This is a genomic window from Rhodoblastus sphagnicola, assembly GCF_002937075.1.
GTDB lineage: Bacteria > Pseudomonadota > Alphaproteobacteria > Rhizobiales > Beijerinckiaceae > Rhodoblastus > Rhodoblastus sphagnicola.
Map to the genome: position 1 here is coordinate 1 of NZ_NHSJ01000112.1, position 19,261 is coordinate 19,261.

Genomic DNA, 19,261 nt, shown 5'->3' on the forward strand with positions numbered 1-19,261 from the left:
TGTGGTGTCGTAGTCAATGGTGGACGGCGTGGTTCCCGAGGCTTGAGACATCTTCCTTCTCCTTGAGGTCATTCGACGGCCCAAGGATACTCGACCTTGGCCACCTTTGGCCCTCATAGGATCTTCACGAGAGCAGCCCTGTTTTATCTAACAGATCCACTACTTAACCGTGACAATTCGGCGTGTTGGCGCAGGACTGCAAGCGCTTGCGGTGCTTGCGGAGGGATCGGACAGCGCGCGCTCGTGAGCGTCGAGCGGCGCGCTAGGCGTCAAACGCAAAAAGACCGGCGTCCCACTGGGATACCGGTCGCAAAGGCTTGCTTCACATGCTGCGCAGAGGCGTCACATGCTCAAGCGATGTCGGGCATTAGCCGACGATCGAGGTCTCGATCGCAGCGGCCTTCTTCAGGCCACCCTGCCAGTAGCCCGGGAACCACGTGGTGTGCGACAGGATCGCAACGTGGACCAGGATGGCGATGACAGTGACGGAGCCCAGCAGCAGCGGGAGGCCGACGCTCGGGGACACAACGGTCCAGATCTTGCCTTGGTTCATATCAGAAGCTCCTCAATGCAGCCAGGGAGAGAAAGCGAACGCGAGAACGTGCGCGAAGATCGCGAGCACGAAGAACACGCGGGTGCCGTCGATGACGTGCTTGTGAAGTTCTTCAGATTCGGCAACGGTCAAAGCCATTGTACACCTCTCAAAGTGAACCACGTTTTATTCGTGCTATACCCGCACGCGGGTCGCCCGTGGCATGGCGTCGTTTGCTTATGGTGAGACCGAATGCGATCTCGCCGCTGCAGCGCTGAAGCCAATATACATGGACAAATTGTAATGTCAAATTAACTTGACGGGTTCGCCTGATCCGACGGCCGCGCGCCGCCGCTCTCTGCCGATAGGCGCGCATATTTCTATGCCGCCTCCTGATTTTCCAGGGCATTGCCGATTTCGGCGCCGCGCCGGCGCGCGACAACGCGGTCGGCGCGGTCAGCTTGGGCGAGGCGCTCAATCAGGGTGAGTTCGTGGTCGGAACAGGGGCCGGTGACTTCAAGATCGACGAAGTTGGCTGGATCGGGCGTCGCGCGCAGAAACAGGATGCCCGAGCCGAGATTGCCGCAATAGATCGTGGTGAGCCTTGGGGCGGTCGGAGAGGCCGGCGGTTTGCCGATTTGCTTGAAGGCCTCCGCGAATTTCGCCGGGTTGGGCGTTGTGCGCGCACGTATGGCGGGATGGAAAACCCAAGACGGGCGGTAGGGATCTTCTTTGCCGATTTGGATCTGCCGCAAGAGGTCAGAAAAATAGGCGTGATCCGGGGGATAGGGACAGTCGCGCCAAATCCGTCTGATTTGAAGCCGCACGGGCTCTGGAAACGAGAACAATCGTGCGCGCGTCTCCCGCCATTTCAAGGCATGATAATCGCGTTTGCTCTGTTCAACGCGATCCCAGGTGACGGCGCGCCGATCCATTTCTTCATCCGCGCTGTGTTGGTTTTCGGCGATTTCGTTCGCGTAAAGCGGCAGGGCTTCGCGTTCGAGGCGCTGTTTGCGGGTGAAGGCCGCGCGTTTGCGTGGCGTGTCTTCGTAAGGCGTAGGGCGGGGCCAACGGCGGAAACGCATCACTGGCCTCCTTCCAGCAGCGAGAAAAGGGAAGGTGAGGGCGTCGAAGACGTCGCCACCGGCTCGTGCCGCGCTTTGAGCTTGGCGAACAAGGCGAGATCGGTCTGGCGCTGTTCGATTGTCGTCTGCGATTGCAGCAGCGTGAGGACGTTGGAGGTCCTGAGACGTCCGATCACCGCGCGCTCGACGTCGCAATAGGTGTAGGTTGGATCGCCGAAACAGGGCCAGTTCACGCATTGTTCCAGAAACGCGATCTTGCCTTTCGCGGTCAAAAAGAAGGTCTCGTAGAAGCCTGTCCGATCGCAGTGCGCTATGTGGCCGAATGTGCTGGAAAGCCGGTTGTACATGGCGTTGTGGAATTTCGTGCGGGGAAAGTCCTGCGCGATGAATTTCAGCAAGGCATTGGCGAAGTCCGCCTTATCCTTGGCGGAATCCCATTTGGTCGGCGTGAAATCGCCAGCGGTGAAAGCTGGCGTGGTCAAGGCGCGCGTGAGGGCTGCGGAAAGCATCGCGATGTTCCTCATTTTAGAGTGGAAAGAATTCAAGCCGCCTCGGCGGCGGGCTCGATCGCGTCGGTCTCGGCGGTCGTGGCGGCGAGCGAAGCGTTCAATTCGCTCAGTTCGGCCCGCTTGTCGGCCAGCTCGTCGTTGAACTGGAACCGGGCGCCGATGCGCGAAACCAGCGAGGGCAGCCAGGCGTCGGCCTGGGCGATGGTCGCGTTCTCGTCCCGCAGATCGGTTTCAAACCGCGAGAGCACATGCTCGATGCGCGAAACCAGGCCGAGCGGCGTGAGGTCGCCGTCGGTCTCGATCGTTTCGTTCAATCCGGTGCGCGCGAGGACGAGGATCGGATAGCCGAACAGGCCCTTGGTGAACCGCAGGTCGAAGCCGCCGATGGCTCCGATCCGGTGCGGGCTGAAGCCTTTGGCGGCGCGGTTCTTGAGGACGTGCTTCAGCAGCAGCGATCCGGCGTCCTTGCGGTCGGTGAAGTTCCGCTCGTCGATGGTCATCGCGAAGGCCTCTCCGCGCGTCGAGCGGCGTTTGGCGATGTCGGCTTCAATCTGGGTGATGCGCAGCCGCGCGCGCTCGGCGTTGTTGCGCATGCGATCGATCTTGCCGCGCAGCATGATCTGCTCGTCGAAATGGTTGTCGCGCAGGCGCTCCAGACGGGCGATCTCCGCCTCGACACCGGCCTTGCGCATCAGCCGCTCGTCGCCGGATGCGATCGCCTTGGCGAGGCCGAACTGATTGGCCTGGGCGCCGACATCCTCGATGCGGCGGATCGAACGGTCGCCGGACATGGCCATTTCGATGAACCGGGCCTTGCGTTCGAGCGTTTGCCAGCCGGTGGCGTCGACGCTGCCCCTGGTCGCATAGGCGTAGAGTTCGATCTCGTCATTCTGGTTGCCCTGGCGCTCGATGCGGCCTTCGCGCTGTTCGACCTGAGAGGGGAGCCAGGGGACGTCCAGATGGTGCAGCGCGACGAGGCGCTGCTGAGCGTTGACGCCGGTGCCCATGGTTTCCGACGAGCCGATCAGGATGCGCTTTCTGCCGCTGTTCATGTCGTTGAACAGCCGCTGCTTGGCCGCCGAGCGCTTGAAGTCCTGCATGAAGGCGATTTCGGACGCCGGAACGCCGCGCGCGATCAGGGATTCCCTGATCCACAAATAGGCGGAAAACCCGCGCGATTCCGCGACGGACGGCGTGCCGAGGTCGGAGAAGATCATCTGGGTCGCGCCGGGGATCGGGTCGGATGTTCCGTCTGGCCGGAGATAGCGCCGCTCCGAGGAGTCGCGCCAGATCGCAAAGACCTTGTCGATCATCGAATTGAGCTTGTTTTCCGGCTCGTTGGGATGATCGGGGTCGGTGAAGCGCAGGTCGATCGCGGCGTGGCGGCCATCGGTGATGACCGACAGAAGGATGTCGTCGCCCTTCTTCGGGCGGCCGGTGCGGCCTTCGATCGCCTTGATGCGCTTGGCCAGCACCTTCTGATAGGTCTTGAACGAAGTTGTCGCCGGCGCGGTGATGATCTGGCGCTGGCCGGTGGCGATGCGCGGCAGTTTCAGGTTTTCACGCAGGTCGGATTTGAGCACGACATCGGCAAAGTCGCGGAACATCGAGATCAGTTCGGGAATGTTCACGAATTCCGCAAAGCGCGTGACCGGCTTGTAGAGACCGGACGGCTGCAATTCGAGGTCGGTTGTCGTTTCGCCGAAGGACGCAGCCCAGGCGTCGAATTCCTGAATGGAGCGTTCCTCGAGCATGTCCGGTTGGAAGAAGCGCTGGATCGTGTACATCTCGCCGAGCGTGTTGGTGATCGGCGTGCCCGACGCCGCGATCAACGCACGTTCGGTGCGGCGGTTCAGCGCCAGGAAGCGGGTTTTCACATAGAGGTCCCAGGCGCGCTGCGATCCGTCCGGGTCGATGCCTTTCAGCGTGCTCTGGTTGGTGGTGAACGTGAGTTTGCGAAACTCCTGCATCTCGTCGACAAGAATTTGATCGACGCCGAGTTCGGCGATGGTCAGCATGTCGTCCTTGCGGCTCTTGAGGGCTTCGAGCTTGGCCTCGATGCCCTCCTTCATGCGCTCCAGCCGCTTGATCGAAATCCGGTCTTCCTTGTCGATGCGGCTGATGAGCTCGGCGTAGGAGGCGAGCTGGTCGGCGATCAAGCCCTCCTCGAATTTCGCGGGGGTGGCGATGAACTTGAACGCCGAATGGGTGATTATGATGCAGTCCCAATTCGCCGTCGCGGCGCGGGCCAGGAAGCGCTGGCGCTTGTCCTTGGCGAAATTGGTCTCGTCCGCCACCAGGATGCGGGCGGTCGGGTAGAGCTGCAGGAATTCGCGCGCCGCCTGCGCCAGGCAATGGCCGGGCACGGTCAGCATCGGCTTGGTGATCAGGCCGAGCCGCTTCTGCTCCATCACGGCGGCGGCGAGCGTGAAGGTTTTGCCAGCGCCAACAGCATGGGCGAGATAAGTCGATCCGGCGGATAGAATGCGCCAGATGCCGCGTTTCTGGTGCCGGTAGAATTTGATCACGCTGGAGGCGCCGGGGATCGTCAAATGCGATCCGTCGAAGCAGCGCGGCACGAGATTGTTGAAGCGCTCGTTGTAAAGCTTCGCCAAGGTTTCCGCGCGCTCGGCATCGGTCCAGATCCAGTTCTCGAACGCCTGCTTGATTTTGGTGAGCTTGTCCTTGGCGGCCTCGGTGTCGGCGGCGTTGAGGACGCGCTTCTTGACGCCGTCTTCCTCGAATTCGTCGTAAATCTGGGGGATGCGGGAATTGAGCGCGTCGGTGACGAGTTCGCCGGCGTGGCGGCGCAGTGTGCCCCAATCGGACGTCGAGGCCGGGTTTTGCTGGAAGGCGCTGGCGGTGATGGTCCAGCAGGCGATTTCGACCGTGTGATACACCTGCGTTTTGACGCCGAGGATTTCCTCGCAGAATTTGGCGATGACGTCGGCGGGGATCCACGGCGCGCCGAGGCGGGCGGTGATCTCGGAGGGCTTGAGGTCCTCCGGCAGCGCTTCCTTCAAAGCCTCGACGTTGCGCTGAAAGCGGGGATGCTCAATCGCGGCTTCGGTGGCGATCGCCAGGCGTTTGCGGATGTCGCCGGACAGATAGGCGTCGGCGGTGCGCCAAAGTTCTTTTTTTGTTCCGCTCGCAGCAGGATCGAGGAAAATGCGGTCGCCCAGGTCGGCGATTGCCGTCTCGCGGGTGACGCCCAAGAGTTCGGCGATCCGGTCGACGTCGACCATGCCGGTTTCGTGCAGCACGACGGCGAGCGCGTCGGCCGCGCTGGTGATTTCCGGCGTGGTCGGCGGATGCAGCACGCGCTGGCTGAAGATCGGACCTTGGCTGGCGTGGCCGCTTTCCACGTCATAGTCTTCGATCGAGGCGACCAGCCAGACGTCGGGATCGTCGAGGAAAGGCTGGAGATTGGGGCGGCGCACGGTTTCCCGGACCTCGCCCTCGGCGGTGGTGGTCTCGGAAATCGTCGTCAGGTTGATCGGCCCGAAGTCGCGCTTGAAATGGGCATAGGCGGAGCGCAGCCGCACCTGGGCGACGCCCCAGGGCAGATCGGCGGCCTGCGCGCGCAAAACCTCGCGCACGGCGTCACGGACCTGGATCAGGCCGCGAATGATGCGGGCGTGTTTGGCCGGAATGCCTTCCGTGCCCTTGCCCTGGCGAATCGCGATCGGGACCGGCCTGCCATTGACGATCTGCGCCAGACTGTTCTTGACGACGAGATAGCTGCCCTCCTTGATCGTGGCGCCCTCGGCGGCGGTTCCGACGTCGACCGTTTCGCTGTCCAGGTCGAGCAGGTCGTTCAGCTCTTTCGGGAGCTGCGGCCGTGGCGCGTAGATTGCGGGCGGAACAATGTAGAGCGCCTCGATCAGGCGGCGGAACAGCGCCGGTTCGTTGGCATGGGTGGGCAGACAGGTGTAGGTCGGGCCATAGGCGCTGGTGGTGCGCGCATGCTTGCCGAGCGCCATGGCGGGATGCGCCACGAAATATTGGTTGATGCGCAACTCGTTCTCGCCGTCCTCGGCCGGCAGGACCGCATCGAGTTCGATCCAATTCTCGGCTTTGGCCGGCTGGTCCGCCTCGCGCTTCTGGAAGATCAGCACGTCTACCACGACATCGGTCCCCGCGCCGGCGCGCATGGCGCCTTCCGGCAGGCGGACGGCGCACAGCAGGTCGGCCATGGAGGCGATGAAGGACCGCGCCGTGGCGTCGGTCTTGTCCATGGTCCAGCGGCTCGTGACGAAGGCCGCGACGCCGCCGGGGCGCAGGCGTTCGATCGACCGCGCGATGAAGTAGTCGTGCAGCGACAGATTGAGCGCGCCGACGGGGTCGCTGCCCCGCACGGTGCGGGTGCTGAACGGGGGATTGCCGATCACCAGGTCATAGGCGTCGGGAAGGCGCGCCTTGGTGAAATCCTCGTTGCGGATTTGGGCGTTCGGAAAGAGGAGTTTCGTGATCCGCGCCGTGATTGGATCGAGTTCGACGCCGGTCAGGGTGGTCTTGTCGGCGAGCGCCTCGGGCAGGAGGGAGAAGAACAGTCCGGAGCCGCAACCGGGCTCGAGCACGCGGCCTTCGGAAAAGCCCATGCGGCGCAGCGCCTTCCACATGGCGCGAACGATGAATTCCGGCGTGAAATGCGCGTATTGGGTGACGCGCGCGAGGCTCGCGAGTTCCGCCGGCGAAACCAGTTGCTCGAGCTCCTGGCCGATAGTCTCCCAGCCTTTCGGCAGGGCATCGTCGGCCGAACGGCGGAAAAGATTGTTCGCGAGATCGCCGGCGCCGAACGAAATGAACCGCGCCAACTGGCTTTGTTCGTCGGGCGTCGCGTTCCGCGCTTCCCCCTCGATCTGCTGCATCAGGCGGATGGCCGCGAGATTGTCGGCGGCGCGGGACTTCCAGTCGGAGGCGAGAGGCCGCAGGCCACGCAGCCGGAAGTTTCGCGCGCGCGTGGTCACTGGCGCGGGGCTGGTGGCTTCATCTTCTGCTTCGGGCTCGGCGACGTCGGTGGCTTCGCCGAGCGACAGGCCGGAATAGAGGCCGAACGCGCCGGTGCTGAGCGAAGTGGTGTCGAACAGTGGCAGGGTCATTTGATCAATGGATTTTTTCATCGGTCCGAGGCCTTTCGAATGCGTGTGATCGCGCGGCGCCGCTGGGCGCCGTCGCGATGTGTCTGGGTTGGGGGGGTGAGCTTGAGGGCCGGCGCGGTCTGCTTGGCGCGATCAGGCGGCCAGAGCCTCATCGGAGGCTTGGGCTGGCAGGGCGTCGTCCGTCGCATTCTGGTCGTCGTCGCCGGCGGCGTGGTCAGGATGGTGCGACAGCATCCATTCGGCGATGCGGTTGGCGTCTGCGGCGGCGCGGAAAATCTCGCGCTTGTCGTCCTTCAGCACTTTGACCCAGGACTCGATGTAGCTGGCGTGATTGGGCACGTCGCAGGGCAAGTCGAGAGTGTTGCCGACGAAAAGGCTTGCCAATTCCGCGCGCAATTCCTCGCGCGAGTAGGCCGAACTGCCGAACCGGCCGGTGAGGTCGCGGTCGAGCCGATGTTTTGCGCCCGAAGCATGAGCGAGCTCATGGATCACGGTAGCCGCCCAGGCCGGCATGTCTTCAAAGGCCTGTTCCGGGGGCATTTGGATATGGTCGGTTGATGGACGATAGAACGCCCGGTCGCCGCCGATCTCAATGCGGACGCCGCTGTCCCTGAGGATCGTATCGACGTCGGTGATGCGTTCGATGACGGGCTTGGCCGCTTCGGGTAAAACGAAGTCGGGGATGCCGTCGATCTGCGAGGCGTGGAATACGGTGTAGGCGCGCAGCAATGGAATCGTGCGGTCTTCCTCGTTTTCTCCTTTGATGTTCAGCTTCTTGTAGAAGAAGACGATCGTGCCCTTTTCGCCCTTGCGCACCTGCCAGCCGCGTCCCTCAGCTTGCTTATAGGAGCACCAGCGCGGATCGCCGGATGTGAAGGTGTGCGGCGATATGGCGAGCGCCAGGGCGTTGATGCCGCGATAGGAGCGCCCCGTCGTCGGGTTCATGGGGCTGTTGGCTGAAGCGCATTTCGACGCGTCCCACGGCTTGCGCCACGGCAGGACGCCGCTCTCCAGCTTCGCGATGATGGTCTGGGTGAGTTCTTCGTAATGGTCGCGGCGAACGCTCGCGCTCCTGAACTTGCTCATCGGGCTGTCCTTTCCATATTCTGGTCCGAAAACAGCCTCTTGCGCCCCGCATCCCGGAGCCCGCCGCAAGGGCGCGAAGCGCCGGGCTTGACCCTTGCGACGGGCGACGGTGATGCGGTAGCGGGATTATTCTTCTTCTTTTTTGTTCAATTTCCTTATTCCTTCGAATCGTTCCGACGGCTCATCATTGCCCACGTCGTTCGCGCAGTGGTGGCGAAGTCGAGCTGGCAAAACACTGCCCTCAGCCGAAGGAATCAATACGCACCCGGGAAGCGGAAAAGGCGCTGGAGTCCCGGCGATATCATGAGAAACCCCGTTCACACTAAGTTGCTATTTCGCTTCGCGAGACTTTGATCGATTGACAGTTGGAACGCCGCCTCCTCGCTCGGTGACTGTCACCCGTTCAAAAACTCCTCCATTTGCTGCGAGGCTTTCGCTATATGATAATCCAGAAAACACTCATCAATTGAACATTCAACTATAAAACGTTAATTGAGTTCTGATACATAAATGTGATTCGGAGGAATCCAAAATGGCCGAAAATGAGAATACGCCGCTGGTAGCGCAAATTATTTCGTCTTATCTATCCAATAATACGGTCGCCCCGGCAGACCTCATGTCTGTGATCGAGACGGTCAAGAACGCCTTCGGTGTAGCCGGCGGAAAGGCAGTCGCGGCTGAGGCTGAAGAGCCGAAGAAAATGGAGCCGGCGGTTTCAGTCAAGAAGTCCATCAGCCCGGATGCGTTGACGTGCCTGTGTTGTGGTAAGCCGTTCAAATCCTTGAAACGTCATCTCCAATCGGAACACAACCTGTCTCCAAACGAATATCGCGCGACCTTTGGCTTGAAGGCCGACTATCCGATCGTGGCGCCGAACTATTCCGCCCAGCGATCCTCTTTGGCCAAGAGCGCCGGGCTGGGACGCAAGGCTGCCGAGGTCGTGAAGGCGACGAAGGGCGTGGAAAAAAAGCCCGTCAGGAAAAAGGCCGCGGTCAAAGCGGCGGCGGAATAACAGGATTCGGCATTCCGGGCTGTTGCCTTGGCGGTCCCGGCGCCAAATTCGTCTGAAACCGCGGCCAAGGTTGGGCGCTACGAACCTGTCTGCGATGCTGGGCGCCGGCAGGTTCGTTGTTGGCTACCAATGTCAACCGACGATAGGAAACGGCTCATTGCGGTCCTGCGACAAGACGGTCCCGCGCGGCGCGCTTTCGCTCGCTTAATAGACGTTTCAATAGCGAAACAGACCAGCGCTTTTGATTTGAAGCCGCAATTGGCTCCATAATCTAGCTTTTTTATTGTTTTGGCACGGAGGAGTTTGGATTCCACCTGTCATAATCACGGTCTGAGAAGTCGCGGGTAATGACCTCAATTCGAGACTTCACCGTGCCGGAGCAATAGGCAAACGTGGCGCCTGGGCCAGAGCGCAACTCCAAGAAGGGGCGCGGATGTGTGGCGCCGTCACAAAAAAAGGAAAAAGTTCAGACCTTAAATTGGACAATGAAACGAATTTTTACCAAATTCAGCAACTTATGGTTGCAGCATCTCCCGGCGCCCCCATCCCGCATGGCGACCGAAAACACTCGGCTGGCGTCATGCACATTTTTGGCCATTTCCAATTTCCGAATCCATGGACCCTTTCACTCTTGCGCGCCGCGCGTGTGGAGCTGCGCCCTGGCGTTCGCGCTGGAATGTGGCGGTCGCTCGCTTCGGGCGCGGTGGGGATCGCTATCATTATGGGCGCGACGACCCATCTGCTGCAGCGGCGAGAGGCGGCGCTGCGCGACGCCGAGCGCGAGTTGCAGAACATGGCGCACGTGGTGAGCCATTGGGTGGAGAGCGATGTCCGCGCGATCGAACTGCTCGAATCCAGCGTGACGGAATGGCTGCGCGCCGAGGGCGTCGGCGCGCCGGAGGCGCTGCGCGAACGACTCGCCGGCCGCGAAGCGCACGCGTCGCTGAGCGCCCGCGTCGCCGCCTTGCCGCAGGTCCGGAAGCTGTCGGTGGTCGACGCGGAGGGTCAGGCAGCCGCCAGTTCGAGCGCCTGGCCCGCTGAACCCATTTCGGTGGCGGCGCGCGACTATTTTCAGGTCCTGCGCGACGACCCCCGACGCGAAACCGTTATCAGCGGCGCGCTGGCGAGCCTGATCGATGGGCGCTGGATCATCAATATCGCCCGCCCCATAAGGACCGCCGATGGCGTTTTTCTCGGCGCCGTCGTCGCCAGCGTCGAACTGGCCTATTTCGAGGACGCCTTCAGCCGTGTCGAAATCGGCCCGCGCAGTTCGGTCACGCTGTACCGCAGCGACGGCTTGATGCTGGCTCGCCACCCGCGACTTGAAGGCCGCATCGGCGCGGTCGTTCCCGAGAATGAAGCATGGCGCCGGGCGCTGGGAACGGCCGATATCGTCCCCCTGCGCCACGTCAGTCCGCTGGACGGGGTCGACCGGATGTTGGGCGTCCGCGTGCTTGATGAATATCCCCTTTACCTCATCGCGGCCCGAGCGGTCGATGACATCCTCGCGCCCTGGCGTCGGGACGTCACCCGCTGGGTGATTGGTGTGCTGCTGCTGGAGTGCCTGCTTGGCGCGGGAGTCGTGCTGACCGGCCGCCAAGCCGCATCCAGGGAGAGCGAACGCGCGGCGCGCATCCACGAGCACCAGATGGCGCTCAACGCCGTCTTCGACAATGGCGCGACCGGACTGGTCGAGATCGAGGCGCCCTCGAGGAAACTCCTGCGCGCCAACGACCGCTTTTGCGAAATGACGGGACGAACGGCGGCCGAGTTGCTCCAGTTCACCCCCGGCGACATCGCCCATCCGGATGACCGGGATCAACTGGTCGAGTACTGGCGCAAAGCGGTCGAAGGCGCCGCCCGGGCCGATGTGGTGGTGCGCTGCGTCAAGCCCGATGGAACCGTGACCTGGTGCCGCGTCAGCATGGCCGTCTCCGCACGCGATGACCGGGGGCGCGCGACGCGCGGCCTGGCCATCGTGCAAGACGTCACCGAAACGCGGGAAGCGTTGGAGCGACTGCGCGCCAACGAAGCATTGCTGCGACTCGGCCTTCAAATCGGCCGCATCGGCGCCTTCCGGCACGACATGGTCACCGACCTGGTGGACTGCAGCGCCGAGGCCCGGGCCATGTATGGCATGCCCCCGGGCGAGGCGTTGCTCACGGCGGCGGAATGGTGGGGGGCGATTCTGCCCGAGGACCTCCAACGCCTGCGCTCCAGGATTGAAGCCAACAGCGCCGTCAAGACAGCCGACGAAGTCGCCACGTTCCGGGTTCGCCACATGGCCACCGGCGCCCTGCGCCATTTCGAGTCGCGGGTGCGCCGCGAGTACGCCGCCGACGGACGTCCGCTCGGCGCGCTGGGGGTCATCATCGACGTCACCGACGCCCGCCAGGCCGACGCGCTGCGGCAAATGAGTCTGGAGGTCGGCCGCATCGGCACGTTCCGCCTCGATTTCGTCAGCGGGCTCGTGGATTGCAGCCCGGAAACCCGCGCGATGTATGGTTTTCCCCAGGATGGCGAAAAGCTCGCGATCGAACAATGGTGGGCTCCCCTCCTGCGCGAGGATCGCGAGCGCCTCCACGCCAAAATCGAAGCCGGCGCGCTGGACCGCGGCGATGTTGGAACCGACACCTTCCGCATTCATCATCTCGAAGATGGCGGCCTGCGCCATTTCGAAGCCCGCACGCGCCGGGAGTATGGCGCCGACGGACAACACCTGGCCTCGCTGGGGGTGGTGATCGACGTGACCGAACGCCACGAGGCCGAGGCGCGCATCGCGCATCTCGCCCACCACGACGGCCTGACGGGGCTGCCCAACCGGACCTTGTTCCGCGAACGACTGGAAGCGGAGCTGGCCCGGGCGCACCGCGGGCGCGGCTTCGCCGTGCTGCTGATCGACCTCGACCGCTTCAAGGACGTGAACGACACGCTCGGCCACCCGGTCGGCGATGCGCTTCTACGCGAAGTCGCCGCGCGGCTGAAGGCGGAACTGCGCGATACCGATACGCTCGCGCGCCTCGGCGGCGACGAATTCGTCATTGTCGAGGCCGACACCGACGAGCCTCACAACGCAACCGCGCTGGCGCAACGGATCATCGCCGCCATCGAAAGGCCATTCGATCTCGAGGGCCATCAGGTCTGCGTCGGCGCCAGCGTCGGCATTGCCGTCGCTCCGTCCGACGGCCTGGACCCGGACGCCCTTGTGAAGGCGGCCGACATGGCCCTCTACCGCGCCAAGGCCGACGGTCGCGGCTGCCTCCGCTTCTTCGAGCCGGAGATGGACGCGCGCATGCAATTGCGCCGCGCCCTGGAGTCCGACCTGCGCCGGGCCCTGGCTGCGCAGGAATTCGACGTCTTCTTCCAGCCGATCGTCTCGGTCAGTTCACGTCGGGTGTCGTGCCTGGAGGCGCTGGTGCGGTGGCGCCATCCCGAACGCGGCCTGATCCCGCCCGACGCCTTCATTCCCCTTGCGGAGGAGATCGGCCTGATCGTCCCGCTTGGCGAATGGGTCCTGAACCGGGCCTGCGCCGAAGCCATGACTTGGCCCAGCGGTCCCAGGGTCGCTGTGAACCTGTCGCCTGTCCAGTTCGCCCACCGCGGCCTTGTCGACGGGGTCGCGGCGGCGCTGGCGAAGTCCGGACTTGAACCTGACCGACTTGAGTTGGAAATCACCGAGACGGTGATGCTGCAGGACACCGAGGCGACGCTGGCGACACTGAGACAGTTGAAAGCGCTTGGCGTTCGGATCGCGATGGACGATTTCGGCACGGGGTATTCATCGCTGAGCTATCTGCAGAGCTTCCCGTTCGACAAGGTGAAAATCGACCGCGCCTTCACCATTGGGCTTGGCGAATTGCCCCAGAGCGAAGCCATCATCCGCGCAGTGACGGCGATGTGTGCCGCGCTCGCGATGACTTCCACCGCCGAAGGCGTGGAAACGGAAGGGCAGTTCGCGGCGCTTTCCCGAGAAGGATGCGGCGAGGCTCAGGGTTACCTGTTCAGCAAGCCCCTCCCCGCCGCGGACATTCCGGCCTTGCTGGCGCGGTTGGAGCGCGGAGCTTCCGCCCAGTTGGAAGCCGCCATCGCCACCGCCATGGTCGCTTGATCCGGCTTGCGCTGGAAGTATCTGCGGGCGTGGAGCCTCCCCACGTTCCCGGCGGGAGGTGAACACTTCCGAGGCAATCGGTGTCGCCCGCCAAGCGGGGCGCTTCTTTGTCAGGGAGCCATGCGCGAGGGTCGTGGCCACACCACGTGTGCGCCATCTCCCAAGCTCAACCGCCGGCCTTCGCGTTGGGCCAGCCAATTGGCAGACGGGAGAAATCAGACTGCTTCTCGGGGACTGGGGTCCACGTAGGAGACGTCATCCCAAAGCGGCCTGGGACCGTCAAAATAAGGATATGTTCCGTTGGGAACGACGAAGCCGAACTGACCGGGCTTGTATTCCTCGCTGGGGATCAGGAATCGGCGTTCGGGACCGTGGCTTCCCTGGCCGCCCTTGATGGCGATGCAATCGACCATGCCGGGTCGGGTCTTCGATGATAGGGCGGCGACGACAACCCAATCGTCGGCGTGCTTTTTGGCGAAGAGTTGCCGCTGCAGGACGAAGGAGTCTTTCGGCTCAAGCGTTTCGCCGGTCACAGCCATGTAGGCGTGCGGATGCCACGCTTTGGCGGTGTTCCTGGCGCTCTCGACGTGCTCGGCGTCGAACAAGTCGGGAAACGTCATGGCGACGATCGCCCAATCGCAATCTTCTTCGTACCATCCGTCCTCACGACGCCAGGCGGTATGGATTTTTGCATTCTGGTCGGGAAGCACATGAAAGCCGCCGTGGGACGGCGTCTGGTAGAATGTGATTCCTTTGGCATAGGTTTGCTGTTCTTCGGATTCTCCCCAGGGCGTGTGCATCGGGGTCAACTCTTGTGCCTGGGTTTTGTTAATTCCGGTGGGTTTCGCAGGTGGATTCGAGGATTTCGAAGCCGGGGTGCGGCGGAACGCCGGGGTCGAGAAATTGGATGAGCGCCGCCTTGACGCCGTCGATCAGTTTGATGGCCTCTCTTGCGGTCATGGCGTTGGCGCGCATCGCATGGCGACGAGCGCCCTTGATGAGCGCGCGTTCGTCATTGATCCGGGCAAACAGCGAGAATTCGGCGGTGTGCATGGTCAGGTGTCCATCGTTCCAAATGGGTGATTATTCTTCGACGTCGGCTTCTTGAATGGTGAAGTGTTCGAAGTCGCGCTCCTCCATGTGATCCCAGTAAGCGGCGGCCGCCTCATTCGGGTTGTCGGGCTTCGGCTTTATGCTGGAGAGTTCGTGCTCCCACCATTTGAGCGCGATGGCGGTGCGCCAACGATGAGCGCCGGCCTCGCTCGTGAACACGCGTGTGTCGGAGCCGTGTTTGTGCTCGTAGGTCGCGACGACAACTTTGTCTCCGGTTTGCATGACCGTCACTCCCTCGAAAAACAGCGTTGGAATTCGTCGAAGATTGCGGTCATCGCTGGATTGTCGGTGTGATCGCTGATCAGCTCGTCGGGCGCGTTGCCGAACACCAGATCAATCATGCCGGCCGTCGCTCCGTCGCCGCCGCGCAGGCGCAACAGCGCCTCGCTGACGGCGGACGCCGCCTCGCAAATCTCGGGGATGTCGGTCGATCGTTTCACCGGCCAATCGCCGCCGTCATTCACCGAGATGGAATAGTCCTGCGCGATGATGATCGTGACAAGCGCTTGAAGCGCCTCTTGGTCGTTGCTGGGTTTGGTCAGGCGCATCGGTCAGGCCTCCACCGCGCTGGGCCAGCCGATCGGCAGGGCGGAAAGCTTGGAAAGCTCGGCGGCGACGGCTTCCGCCTCGGCCTTGGTCTTGCAATCGGTGATCGCCTCGCCGCTGTCGGGCTCCTTGTGCCGGGCATAGACGGTCCAGAATTCCGCTTCCTCGTCGGAGCACAGCCCGAGCGTGTGGCCGGGATCGTCGGGGTCGTCCTTGCAGCCGCCGATGGTGATGAACGAGAACTGCGACCAATCGGGGGGCAGACAGTTCGTGCAGCAATTGAACAGGCGGTTGCGTCGGTCCATGAGACGTGTCTGCTCGACTTCGGCGTTTTCCTCGGCGATCAGCGGCCCGATCAGGCCGCCAGGGGCGTCGGCCGCACGCACCCACCATCCCGCTTCGAGATAGCCGTGACCGGAGGCGTCGAAGACGTAGATCGAGGGATCCTGGCCCCTCTTGATCCAATCGGGGGCGTCAAATTCGCTGCCACAATCGTCGCAGGTGGTGTTGTCGTGGGTGCTGGAAAGCTCCCATTCTTGCTTTTCGTCCGACCAGCGCGCGGCGGCGTCGAACACGATGTCGTGGCTTCCGCAATGCGGACAGATCGGCGTCTTTTGTTGCTCGGTCATGGTCAATCCTCCCTGGGAGTGGAGCGCGGAACCGCGCGAACGGAAACCGCCTGAGTGAAGACCTCTTCGTAATTCGGGCCGTGGCAGAGGAAGCCGGATTGCTCGTTGATCAGCCACATCGGGCCGGCGTAGAGGTCGATCAGCGGCTTCTTGCCGCCGCCGGTCTTCACGCCGGAGCACGAAATGAGGACGAGGACGTCGCAGGGGCGGATCATCGCCGGCCTCTGCTCACCAAAGGTGTGGCGGCCACGCGGGCGGCGCGAACCTTTGGCAGAATGTCCGTGGTGACGTGGGCGTAATCGTTGTCCGCGCCGTGAAATTTCGGGCTGGCGAGATAGACTTCGATCTCGATCAGGAGAGCGCGAACATCGTCCAATTGGTCGGCGTAGGTGTCGCGTTCGGCGGTCATGCGCGCGGCGAAAGTGACGCGGGGCGTTGGGCTGGCGTTCATGTCTCGACTCCCTCTTGGCAATGGGCATAGAGCGCGCCGATCTCGGTATGGACGTTGGTGAGCGGGGCGACCCGCGTGCGGTGCTCGGCGAGCGCGGCGCGGAAGGCGTCATCGTCTTGCGGGTAATAGTCGCTCCCATGCGGATGGGTGGCGGCCAGCGCCGTCAGCGCGGCGCCAAGCGCAGCATAAGCCGCGCGATATTCGTCTCGGAGCGCAGCGGCGGACGAGCCGTTCAGGTGGAAGGTCGGGAGCTTCATTCTCCGGCCCTCCGGAAGATTGGGCCGGACTGCCGGTCGAGCCAGTCGGCGGCGTCACGAGCCAGGCGCGCCATGTGTCCGGCGCGGGCGGCTTCGCGCTGCTTGGCTGCGGCGAATGCGCGGAGCGAGTTTTGCCCGCTCTGTCCGCCCTGAAGCAGGATGTCCACCTTTCGGCCGTCGCCGGTGGTGATGCAGGCATAGGCGCTGGCGCCGATCAGATACAGGACGTGCGTGATCTCGTCCTCGGGCTGTGGAGTTGCTGTGTTCATGATTGGGTGTTCCTTCAGGCTTGCTGGCGAAGGGTCGAACGCGAGTGCGCCCTGGCGACGGGTCTGCGTCGGCCAGAGCGTGTCTTTGGCGCGTTGAAGGCTGGGGTTATCGCCCGTTGGCGGCGGCGGCCTTGGCGGCGATCGTTTCGGTGGGTGCGGATCTGCGGTCGACGAAGGTGAAGCACTTTTCGCCTATGGCGACGTGCCACTGCACCAGGTCGTGCGAAAGCCCTTCGGAAATATGGAACATTTCGACGCCGCGATAGCGTTGCCAGCGGCACGGCGGCAGGCAGTCGAGCGCATAGGTGAAGTCGGCCAGCGTCTCTTCGGTCGGCTCCGTGATCTGGCGCTCCGTCCAGGTCACGAGCATTGCGTCGAGTTCGGCGTCATTCACCACGCGAATGGGGAAGCCGCGTTCGACGCCATATTGTTCGGGGGTCAGGTCGCCATCGGCATAGGCCACAAAGCCGTCGGGCCTGATGTAGGATTGCACGTGGCCGGCGAACGGCGTGTCGGTGCGGATGATGTATTGCATCATTGGGCTGTCCTTCCATTTTTTGGACCTTGAACAGCCACTTGCGTTGCGCATCCCGAGCCCGCCGCAAGGGCGCGAAGCGCCGGGCTTGACCCTTGCGGCGGGCGACGGCGATGCGGTAGCGAAATTTTATTTTCTTTTTTTGTTCTATTTCTTCCGTCGGCCCAGGCTGGGGCGTGGCCGTTGTCACCCGTTCAGTATTCGGCCACGGTGAATTGCGCGGCTTCGCCGAATTCCTCGGCGACACGCGTGTAAATGTCGCTCAAGTTGATGCTGAAACTCTCGCCATTCGCGTGAATGGCGATGGCCGATCCGGCAATGTACCGGGCGGCTTCCGCTCCCGAAGCCATGATGACACAGACCTGGTCGTCGGCGAGGTGCGCGGCGATTTCGCTGTCGATGTCGATGGCGTCATCATCGTCGCAGCGGTGAGGAACGCCACCGGATTCGTCGTCCGAGACGAAGCCGAAAAGGTTGCCGCGCGTGATCAGCGTCACCTCGTATTGGGCGATCCACGCTTTGAACGTATCCTCGTCCTTCACCGCGAAATAGTTTGAACGACAATTGCCGTAAAAATTGGCCATTGTTTTTCTCCCGCGAAGCGCCGGCCGCCTGGGACGGCTCGGCGGTTGCTTGCTTTATTTCAGCAGGCCCATGAGCGCGATTTCCTCGGCGCCATAGACCGTGTCGTGTTCGCAGGACACGCAGCGATATTTCCGCGCGTCCGGCTCGCAGCACTCCCGCTCGGCTCCGCAGGCGAGGCAGAGGCCGTAATTGTTGGCGTTGGCCTCTTCGATCTCCTCGAGCGTGAACCGCTTGGCGATGATTTTGCCGGTGGTGGGGTTGTGTTCGATTTGGTGCATCATGGCTCACGCCTTCAATGTGGTGGGGGGGCCGATCAGGTTGCGGGCTTCGGCGGGAATGTGGTCGCGCACGACGTCTGTTTTCGTCGCCTTGCGCTCCGCGAAATCCATGGTCTCGCGGTAGCGCACGAAATGTCGCCGGCGATGCTCGATGACATGCGCGAACCAGTGTGCGACGAACATGCGCGGCCCCATGGGGTCGCGCGGGTCGATTGAGCAGAACTCGACTGTGACTTCGCAGGCGGGCATGGTCAGGCCACCGCCACTTCGCGGTAGCGGGCGACTTCCGCCAGCTTTTGCTTGATCTGTCTGTTGATCTTGTCGGCGCCATGCTGGGCGATGAGCGCGTCGATCAGCCATTTGGCTGCGTCCCGGTCGGTCGGCGCGCCGCCGCCGCGCGAACACATCATGCGAACAGCGGCGTCGTTGACGTCGCCGACGATCAGGCCGGTTTCGACGTGAACGAGCGAGGTCTGGCTATTGTGGACCTGGATTGCGAAGCGATGCTGGTAATTGCCGATGTAAAGCCTGATCGGCGTGCCCAGGCGGGGTTCGAACCTGATGACGCCGTTCTTGTCGGCGCAGGGGACGGAATAAGAGATGGGGCGCGCCATGGTCACTCGTGCTCCTCGCTCGGCGTCGAGGTGACATCACGCCCGGTGCGCAGGTTAATGATACGCTCGCCGTCGTAGCGTTCGGCGTTTGCCGCTTTCGCCGTTGGATAATGCCGAGCGAGATCAAGCTCGCTGGAAAAGCGCCCCTCGGTGGTCTGGAACGTGAGGGTGTCGATGTTCCGGATCACGAAGGACATGGTCAGCCCTCCGGTGTGATGATGATGAAGGAGGCGCCGTTTTCAAACAGCAACGCGTGGATGGCGCGCTCCGGCGTCGGGAAGGACTTTCCGCACCCGAAGTTGGGCGCGCTGGCCGACCAACCGTCGAAGCGGTCGAAGTGCAGGCGATAATTGGTTTCGCAATTCTCGCGGAACGGCGCGTTTTTGAGTTGCCAGCGCTCATCGCGGTGCGAGCAGGAAACACTGAATTTGTTCATCAGGCTGTCCTTTCCATTTTCTGGTCCGATAACAGCCACTTGCGCTTCGCATCCCGAGCCCGCCGCAAGGGCGCGAAGCGCCGGGCTTGACCCTTGCGGCGGGTGACGGCGATG

Annotated in this window: 24 protein-coding genes; 2 read left to right on the top strand and 22 right to left on the bottom strand. The window is 62.9% G+C overall.

The window, feature by feature from the left end:
• Positions 1 to 367: 367 nt before the first annotated feature.
• The 6 genes from CCR94_RS18165 to CCR94_RS18190 all read right to left on the bottom strand — a co-directional run bounded on the left by CCR94_RS18165 (position 368) and on the right by CCR94_RS18190 (position 8,314).
• On the bottom strand, positions 368 to 553 hold the full coding sequence (locus CCR94_RS18165; RefSeq protein WP_104469724.1) for a light-harvesting protein: 186 nt from the start codon (positions 551 to 553) through the stop codon (positions 368 to 370).
• Positions 554 to 565: 12 nt separating this feature from the next.
• On the bottom strand, positions 566 to 691 hold the full coding sequence (locus CCR94_RS18170; RefSeq protein WP_104509251.1) for a light-harvesting protein: 126 nt from the start codon (positions 689 to 691) through the stop codon (positions 566 to 568).
• 221 nt (positions 692 to 912) lie between these two features.
• Positions 913 to 1,617, bottom strand: coding sequence for a hypothetical protein (locus tag CCR94_RS18175; protein WP_184421929.1), 705 nt, complete (start codon positions 1,615 to 1,617; stop codon positions 913 to 915).
• Complete coding sequence (locus CCR94_RS18180; protein WP_104509252.1) at positions 1,617 to 2,126, bottom strand: hypothetical protein; 510 nt, start codon at positions 2,124 to 2,126, stop codon at positions 1,617 to 1,619. The genes CCR94_RS18175 and CCR94_RS18180 overlap by 1 nt, the downstream gene beginning before the upstream one ends.
• Positions 2,127 to 2,158: 32 nt before the next feature.
• Positions 2,159 to 7,249, bottom strand: coding sequence for an N-6 DNA methylase (locus tag CCR94_RS18185; RefSeq protein WP_104509253.1), 5,091 nt, complete (start codon positions 7,247 to 7,249; stop codon positions 2,159 to 2,161).
• 111 nt (positions 7,250 to 7,360) lie between these two features.
• Positions 7,361 to 8,314 (bottom strand): ArdC family protein, encoded by a 954-nt coding sequence (locus CCR94_RS18190; protein WP_104509254.1) that lies wholly within the window; start codon positions 8,312 to 8,314, stop codon positions 7,361 to 7,363.
• A 532-nt stretch (positions 8,315 to 8,846) separates the two neighbouring features.
• Here CCR94_RS18190 and CCR94_RS18195 point away from each other — a divergent pair.
• Positions 8,847 to 9,326 (top strand): Ros/MucR family transcriptional regulator, encoded by a 480-nt coding sequence (locus tag CCR94_RS18195; protein ID WP_104509255.1) that lies wholly within the window; start codon positions 8,847 to 8,849, stop codon positions 9,324 to 9,326.
• A 721-nt stretch (positions 9,327 to 10,047) separates the two neighbouring features.
• On the top strand, positions 10,048 to 13,434 hold the full coding sequence (locus CCR94_RS18200) for a bifunctional diguanylate cyclase/phosphodiesterase (RefSeq protein WP_158254826.1): 3,387 nt from the start codon (positions 10,048 to 10,050) through the stop codon (positions 13,432 to 13,434).
• Between the two features lie 215 nt (positions 13,435 to 13,649).
• Here CCR94_RS18200 and CCR94_RS18205 read toward each other — a convergent pair whose 3' ends face one another.
• The 16 genes from CCR94_RS18205 to CCR94_RS18280 all read right to left on the bottom strand — a co-directional run bounded on the left by CCR94_RS18205 (position 13,650) and on the right by CCR94_RS18280 (position 19,186).
• Positions 13,650 to 14,234 (bottom strand): DUF7007 domain-containing protein, encoded by a 585-nt coding sequence (locus tag CCR94_RS18205; protein WP_104509257.1) that lies wholly within the window; start codon positions 14,232 to 14,234, stop codon positions 13,650 to 13,652.
• 28 nt (positions 14,235 to 14,262) lie between these two features.
• Positions 14,263 to 14,487 carry a hypothetical protein gene (locus tag CCR94_RS18210; RefSeq protein WP_104509258.1) on the bottom strand — a complete coding sequence of 75 codons (225 nt, stop codon included), beginning with the start codon at positions 14,485 to 14,487 and terminating at the stop codon, positions 14,263 to 14,265.
• A gap of 30 nt (positions 14,488 to 14,517) precedes the next feature.
• Positions 14,518 to 14,769 carry a hypothetical protein gene (locus tag CCR94_RS18215; RefSeq protein ID WP_104509259.1) on the bottom strand — a complete coding sequence of 84 codons (252 nt, stop codon included), beginning with the start codon at positions 14,767 to 14,769 and terminating at the stop codon, positions 14,518 to 14,520.
• Positions 14,770 to 14,774: 5 nt separating this feature from the next.
• A complete protein-coding gene (locus CCR94_RS18220; protein ID WP_104509260.1) occupies positions 14,775 to 15,095 on the bottom strand; it encodes a hypothetical protein in 321 nt (106 codons plus the stop codon).
• 3 nt (positions 15,096 to 15,098) lie between these two features.
• On the bottom strand, positions 15,099 to 15,722 hold the full coding sequence (locus CCR94_RS18225) for a hypothetical protein (RefSeq protein WP_104509261.1): 624 nt from the start codon (positions 15,720 to 15,722) through the stop codon (positions 15,099 to 15,101).
• A gap of 2 nt (positions 15,723 to 15,724) precedes the next feature.
• Complete coding sequence (locus CCR94_RS18230; protein ID WP_104509262.1) at positions 15,725 to 15,937, bottom strand: hypothetical protein; 213 nt, start codon at positions 15,935 to 15,937, stop codon at positions 15,725 to 15,727.
• Entirely contained in the window at positions 15,934 to 16,173 is a 240-nt protein-coding gene (locus CCR94_RS18235; RefSeq protein ID WP_104509263.1) for a hypothetical protein, read from the bottom strand. The genes CCR94_RS18230 and CCR94_RS18235 overlap by 4 nt, the downstream gene beginning before the upstream one ends.
• Positions 16,170 to 16,430, bottom strand: a complete 261-nt coding sequence (locus CCR94_RS18240; protein ID WP_104509264.1) for a hypothetical protein — start codon at positions 16,428 to 16,430, stop codon at positions 16,170 to 16,172. The genes CCR94_RS18235 and CCR94_RS18240 overlap by 4 nt, the downstream gene beginning before the upstream one ends.
• On the bottom strand, positions 16,427 to 16,699 hold the full coding sequence (locus CCR94_RS18245; RefSeq protein WP_104509265.1) for a hypothetical protein: 273 nt from the start codon (positions 16,697 to 16,699) through the stop codon (positions 16,427 to 16,429). The genes CCR94_RS18240 and CCR94_RS18245 overlap by 4 nt, the downstream gene beginning before the upstream one ends.
• A gap of 106 nt (positions 16,700 to 16,805) precedes the next feature.
• Complete coding sequence (locus tag CCR94_RS18250) at positions 16,806 to 17,237, bottom strand: hypothetical protein (protein WP_104509266.1); 432 nt, start codon at positions 17,235 to 17,237, stop codon at positions 16,806 to 16,808.
• A 191-nt stretch (positions 17,238 to 17,428) separates the two neighbouring features.
• Positions 17,429 to 17,818, bottom strand: a complete 390-nt coding sequence (locus CCR94_RS18255) for a hypothetical protein (protein ID WP_104509267.1) — start codon at positions 17,816 to 17,818, stop codon at positions 17,429 to 17,431.
• Positions 17,819 to 17,872: 54 nt separating this feature from the next.
• Positions 17,873 to 18,100, bottom strand: coding sequence for a hypothetical protein (locus CCR94_RS18260; protein WP_104509268.1), 228 nt, complete (start codon positions 18,098 to 18,100; stop codon positions 17,873 to 17,875).
• A 3-nt stretch (positions 18,101 to 18,103) separates the two neighbouring features.
• Complete coding sequence (locus tag CCR94_RS18265) at positions 18,104 to 18,346, bottom strand: hypothetical protein (RefSeq protein WP_104509269.1); 243 nt, start codon at positions 18,344 to 18,346, stop codon at positions 18,104 to 18,106.
• Between the two features lie 2 nt (positions 18,347 to 18,348).
• Positions 18,349 to 18,711, bottom strand: coding sequence for a hypothetical protein (locus CCR94_RS18270; RefSeq protein WP_104509270.1), 363 nt, complete (start codon positions 18,709 to 18,711; stop codon positions 18,349 to 18,351).
• 2 nt (positions 18,712 to 18,713) lie between these two features.
• Complete coding sequence (locus CCR94_RS18275; RefSeq protein ID WP_104509271.1) at positions 18,714 to 18,908, bottom strand: hypothetical protein; 195 nt, start codon at positions 18,906 to 18,908, stop codon at positions 18,714 to 18,716.
• 2 nt (positions 18,909 to 18,910) lie between these two features.
• Positions 18,911 to 19,186, bottom strand: a complete 276-nt coding sequence (locus tag CCR94_RS18280) for a hypothetical protein (RefSeq protein ID WP_146090090.1) — start codon at positions 19,184 to 19,186, stop codon at positions 18,911 to 18,913.
• Positions 19,187 to 19,261 lie beyond the last annotated feature (75 nt).

Excerpts from the sequence above, each read along its gene's own strand:
- CCR94_RS18220 (WP_104509260.1), bottom strand. The coding sequence starts at position 15,095 with ATGCGCCTGACCAAACCCAGCAACGACCAAGAGGCGCTTCAAGCGCTT.
- CCR94_RS18205 (WP_104509257.1), bottom strand. The coding sequence starts at position 14,234 with ATGCACACGCCCTGGGGAGAATCCGAAGAACAGCAAACCTATGCCAAA.
- CCR94_RS18165 (WP_104469724.1), bottom strand. The coding sequence starts at position 553 with ATGAACCAAGGCAAGATCTGGACCGTTGTGTCCCCGAGCGTCGGCCTC.
- CCR94_RS18175 (WP_184421929.1), bottom strand. The coding sequence starts at position 1,617 with ATGCGTTTCCGCCGTTGGCCCCGCCCTACGCCTTACGAAGACACGCCA.
- CCR94_RS18190 (WP_104509254.1), bottom strand. The coding sequence starts at position 8,314 with ATGAGCAAGTTCAGGAGCGCGAGCGTTCGCCGCGACCATTACGAAGAA.
- CCR94_RS18170 (WP_104509251.1), bottom strand. The coding sequence starts at position 691 with ATGGCTTTGACCGTTGCCGAATCTGAAGAACTTCACAAGCACGTCATC.
- CCR94_RS18225 (WP_104509261.1), bottom strand. The coding sequence starts at position 15,722 with ATGACCGAGCAACAAAAGACGCCGATCTGTCCGCATTGCGGAAGCCAC.
- CCR94_RS18185 (WP_104509253.1), bottom strand. The coding sequence starts at position 7,249 with ATGAAAAAATCCATTGATCAAATGACCCTGCCACTGTTCGACACCACT.
- CCR94_RS18260 (WP_104509268.1), bottom strand. The coding sequence starts at position 18,100 with ATGATGCACCAAATCGAACACAACCCCACCACCGGCAAAATCATCGCC.
- CCR94_RS18200 (WP_158254826.1), top strand. The coding sequence starts at position 10,048 with ATGGGCGCGACGACCCATCTGCTGCAGCGGCGAGAGGCGGCGCTGCGC.
- CCR94_RS18255 (WP_104509267.1), bottom strand. The coding sequence starts at position 17,818 with ATGGCCAATTTTTACGGCAATTGTCGTTCAAACTATTTCGCGGTGAAG.
- CCR94_RS18265 (WP_104509269.1), bottom strand. The coding sequence starts at position 18,346 with ATGCCCGCCTGCGAAGTCACAGTCGAGTTCTGCTCAATCGACCCGCGC.
- CCR94_RS18235 (WP_104509263.1), bottom strand. The coding sequence starts at position 16,173 with ATGAACGCCAGCCCAACGCCCCGCGTCACTTTCGCCGCGCGCATGACC.
- CCR94_RS18270 (WP_104509270.1), bottom strand. The coding sequence starts at position 18,711 with ATGGCGCGCCCCATCTCTTATTCCGTCCCCTGCGCCGACAAGAACGGC.
- CCR94_RS18230 (WP_104509262.1), bottom strand. The coding sequence starts at position 15,937 with ATGATCCGCCCCTGCGACGTCCTCGTCCTCATTTCGTGCTCCGGCGTG.
- CCR94_RS18250 (WP_104509266.1), bottom strand. The coding sequence starts at position 17,237 with ATGATGCAATACATCATCCGCACCGACACGCCGTTCGCCGGCCACGTG.
- CCR94_RS18180 (WP_104509252.1), bottom strand. The coding sequence starts at position 2,126 with ATGCTTTCCGCAGCCCTCACGCGCGCCTTGACCACGCCAGCTTTCACC.
- CCR94_RS18240 (WP_104509264.1), bottom strand. The coding sequence starts at position 16,430 with ATGAAGCTCCCGACCTTCCACCTGAACGGCTCGTCCGCCGCTGCGCTC.
- CCR94_RS18275 (WP_104509271.1), bottom strand. The coding sequence starts at position 18,908 with ATGTCCTTCGTGATCCGGAACATCGACACCCTCACGTTCCAGACCACC.
- CCR94_RS18210 (WP_104509258.1), bottom strand. The coding sequence starts at position 14,487 with ATGCACACCGCCGAATTCTCGCTGTTTGCCCGGATCAATGACGAACGC.
- CCR94_RS18215 (WP_104509259.1), bottom strand. The coding sequence starts at position 14,769 with ATGCAAACCGGAGACAAAGTTGTCGTCGCGACCTACGAGCACAAACAC.
- CCR94_RS18245 (WP_104509265.1), bottom strand. The coding sequence starts at position 16,699 with ATGAACACAGCAACTCCACAGCCCGAGGACGAGATCACGCACGTCCTG.
- CCR94_RS18195 (WP_104509255.1), top strand. The coding sequence starts at position 8,847 with ATGGCCGAAAATGAGAATACGCCGCTGGTAGCGCAAATTATTTCGTCT.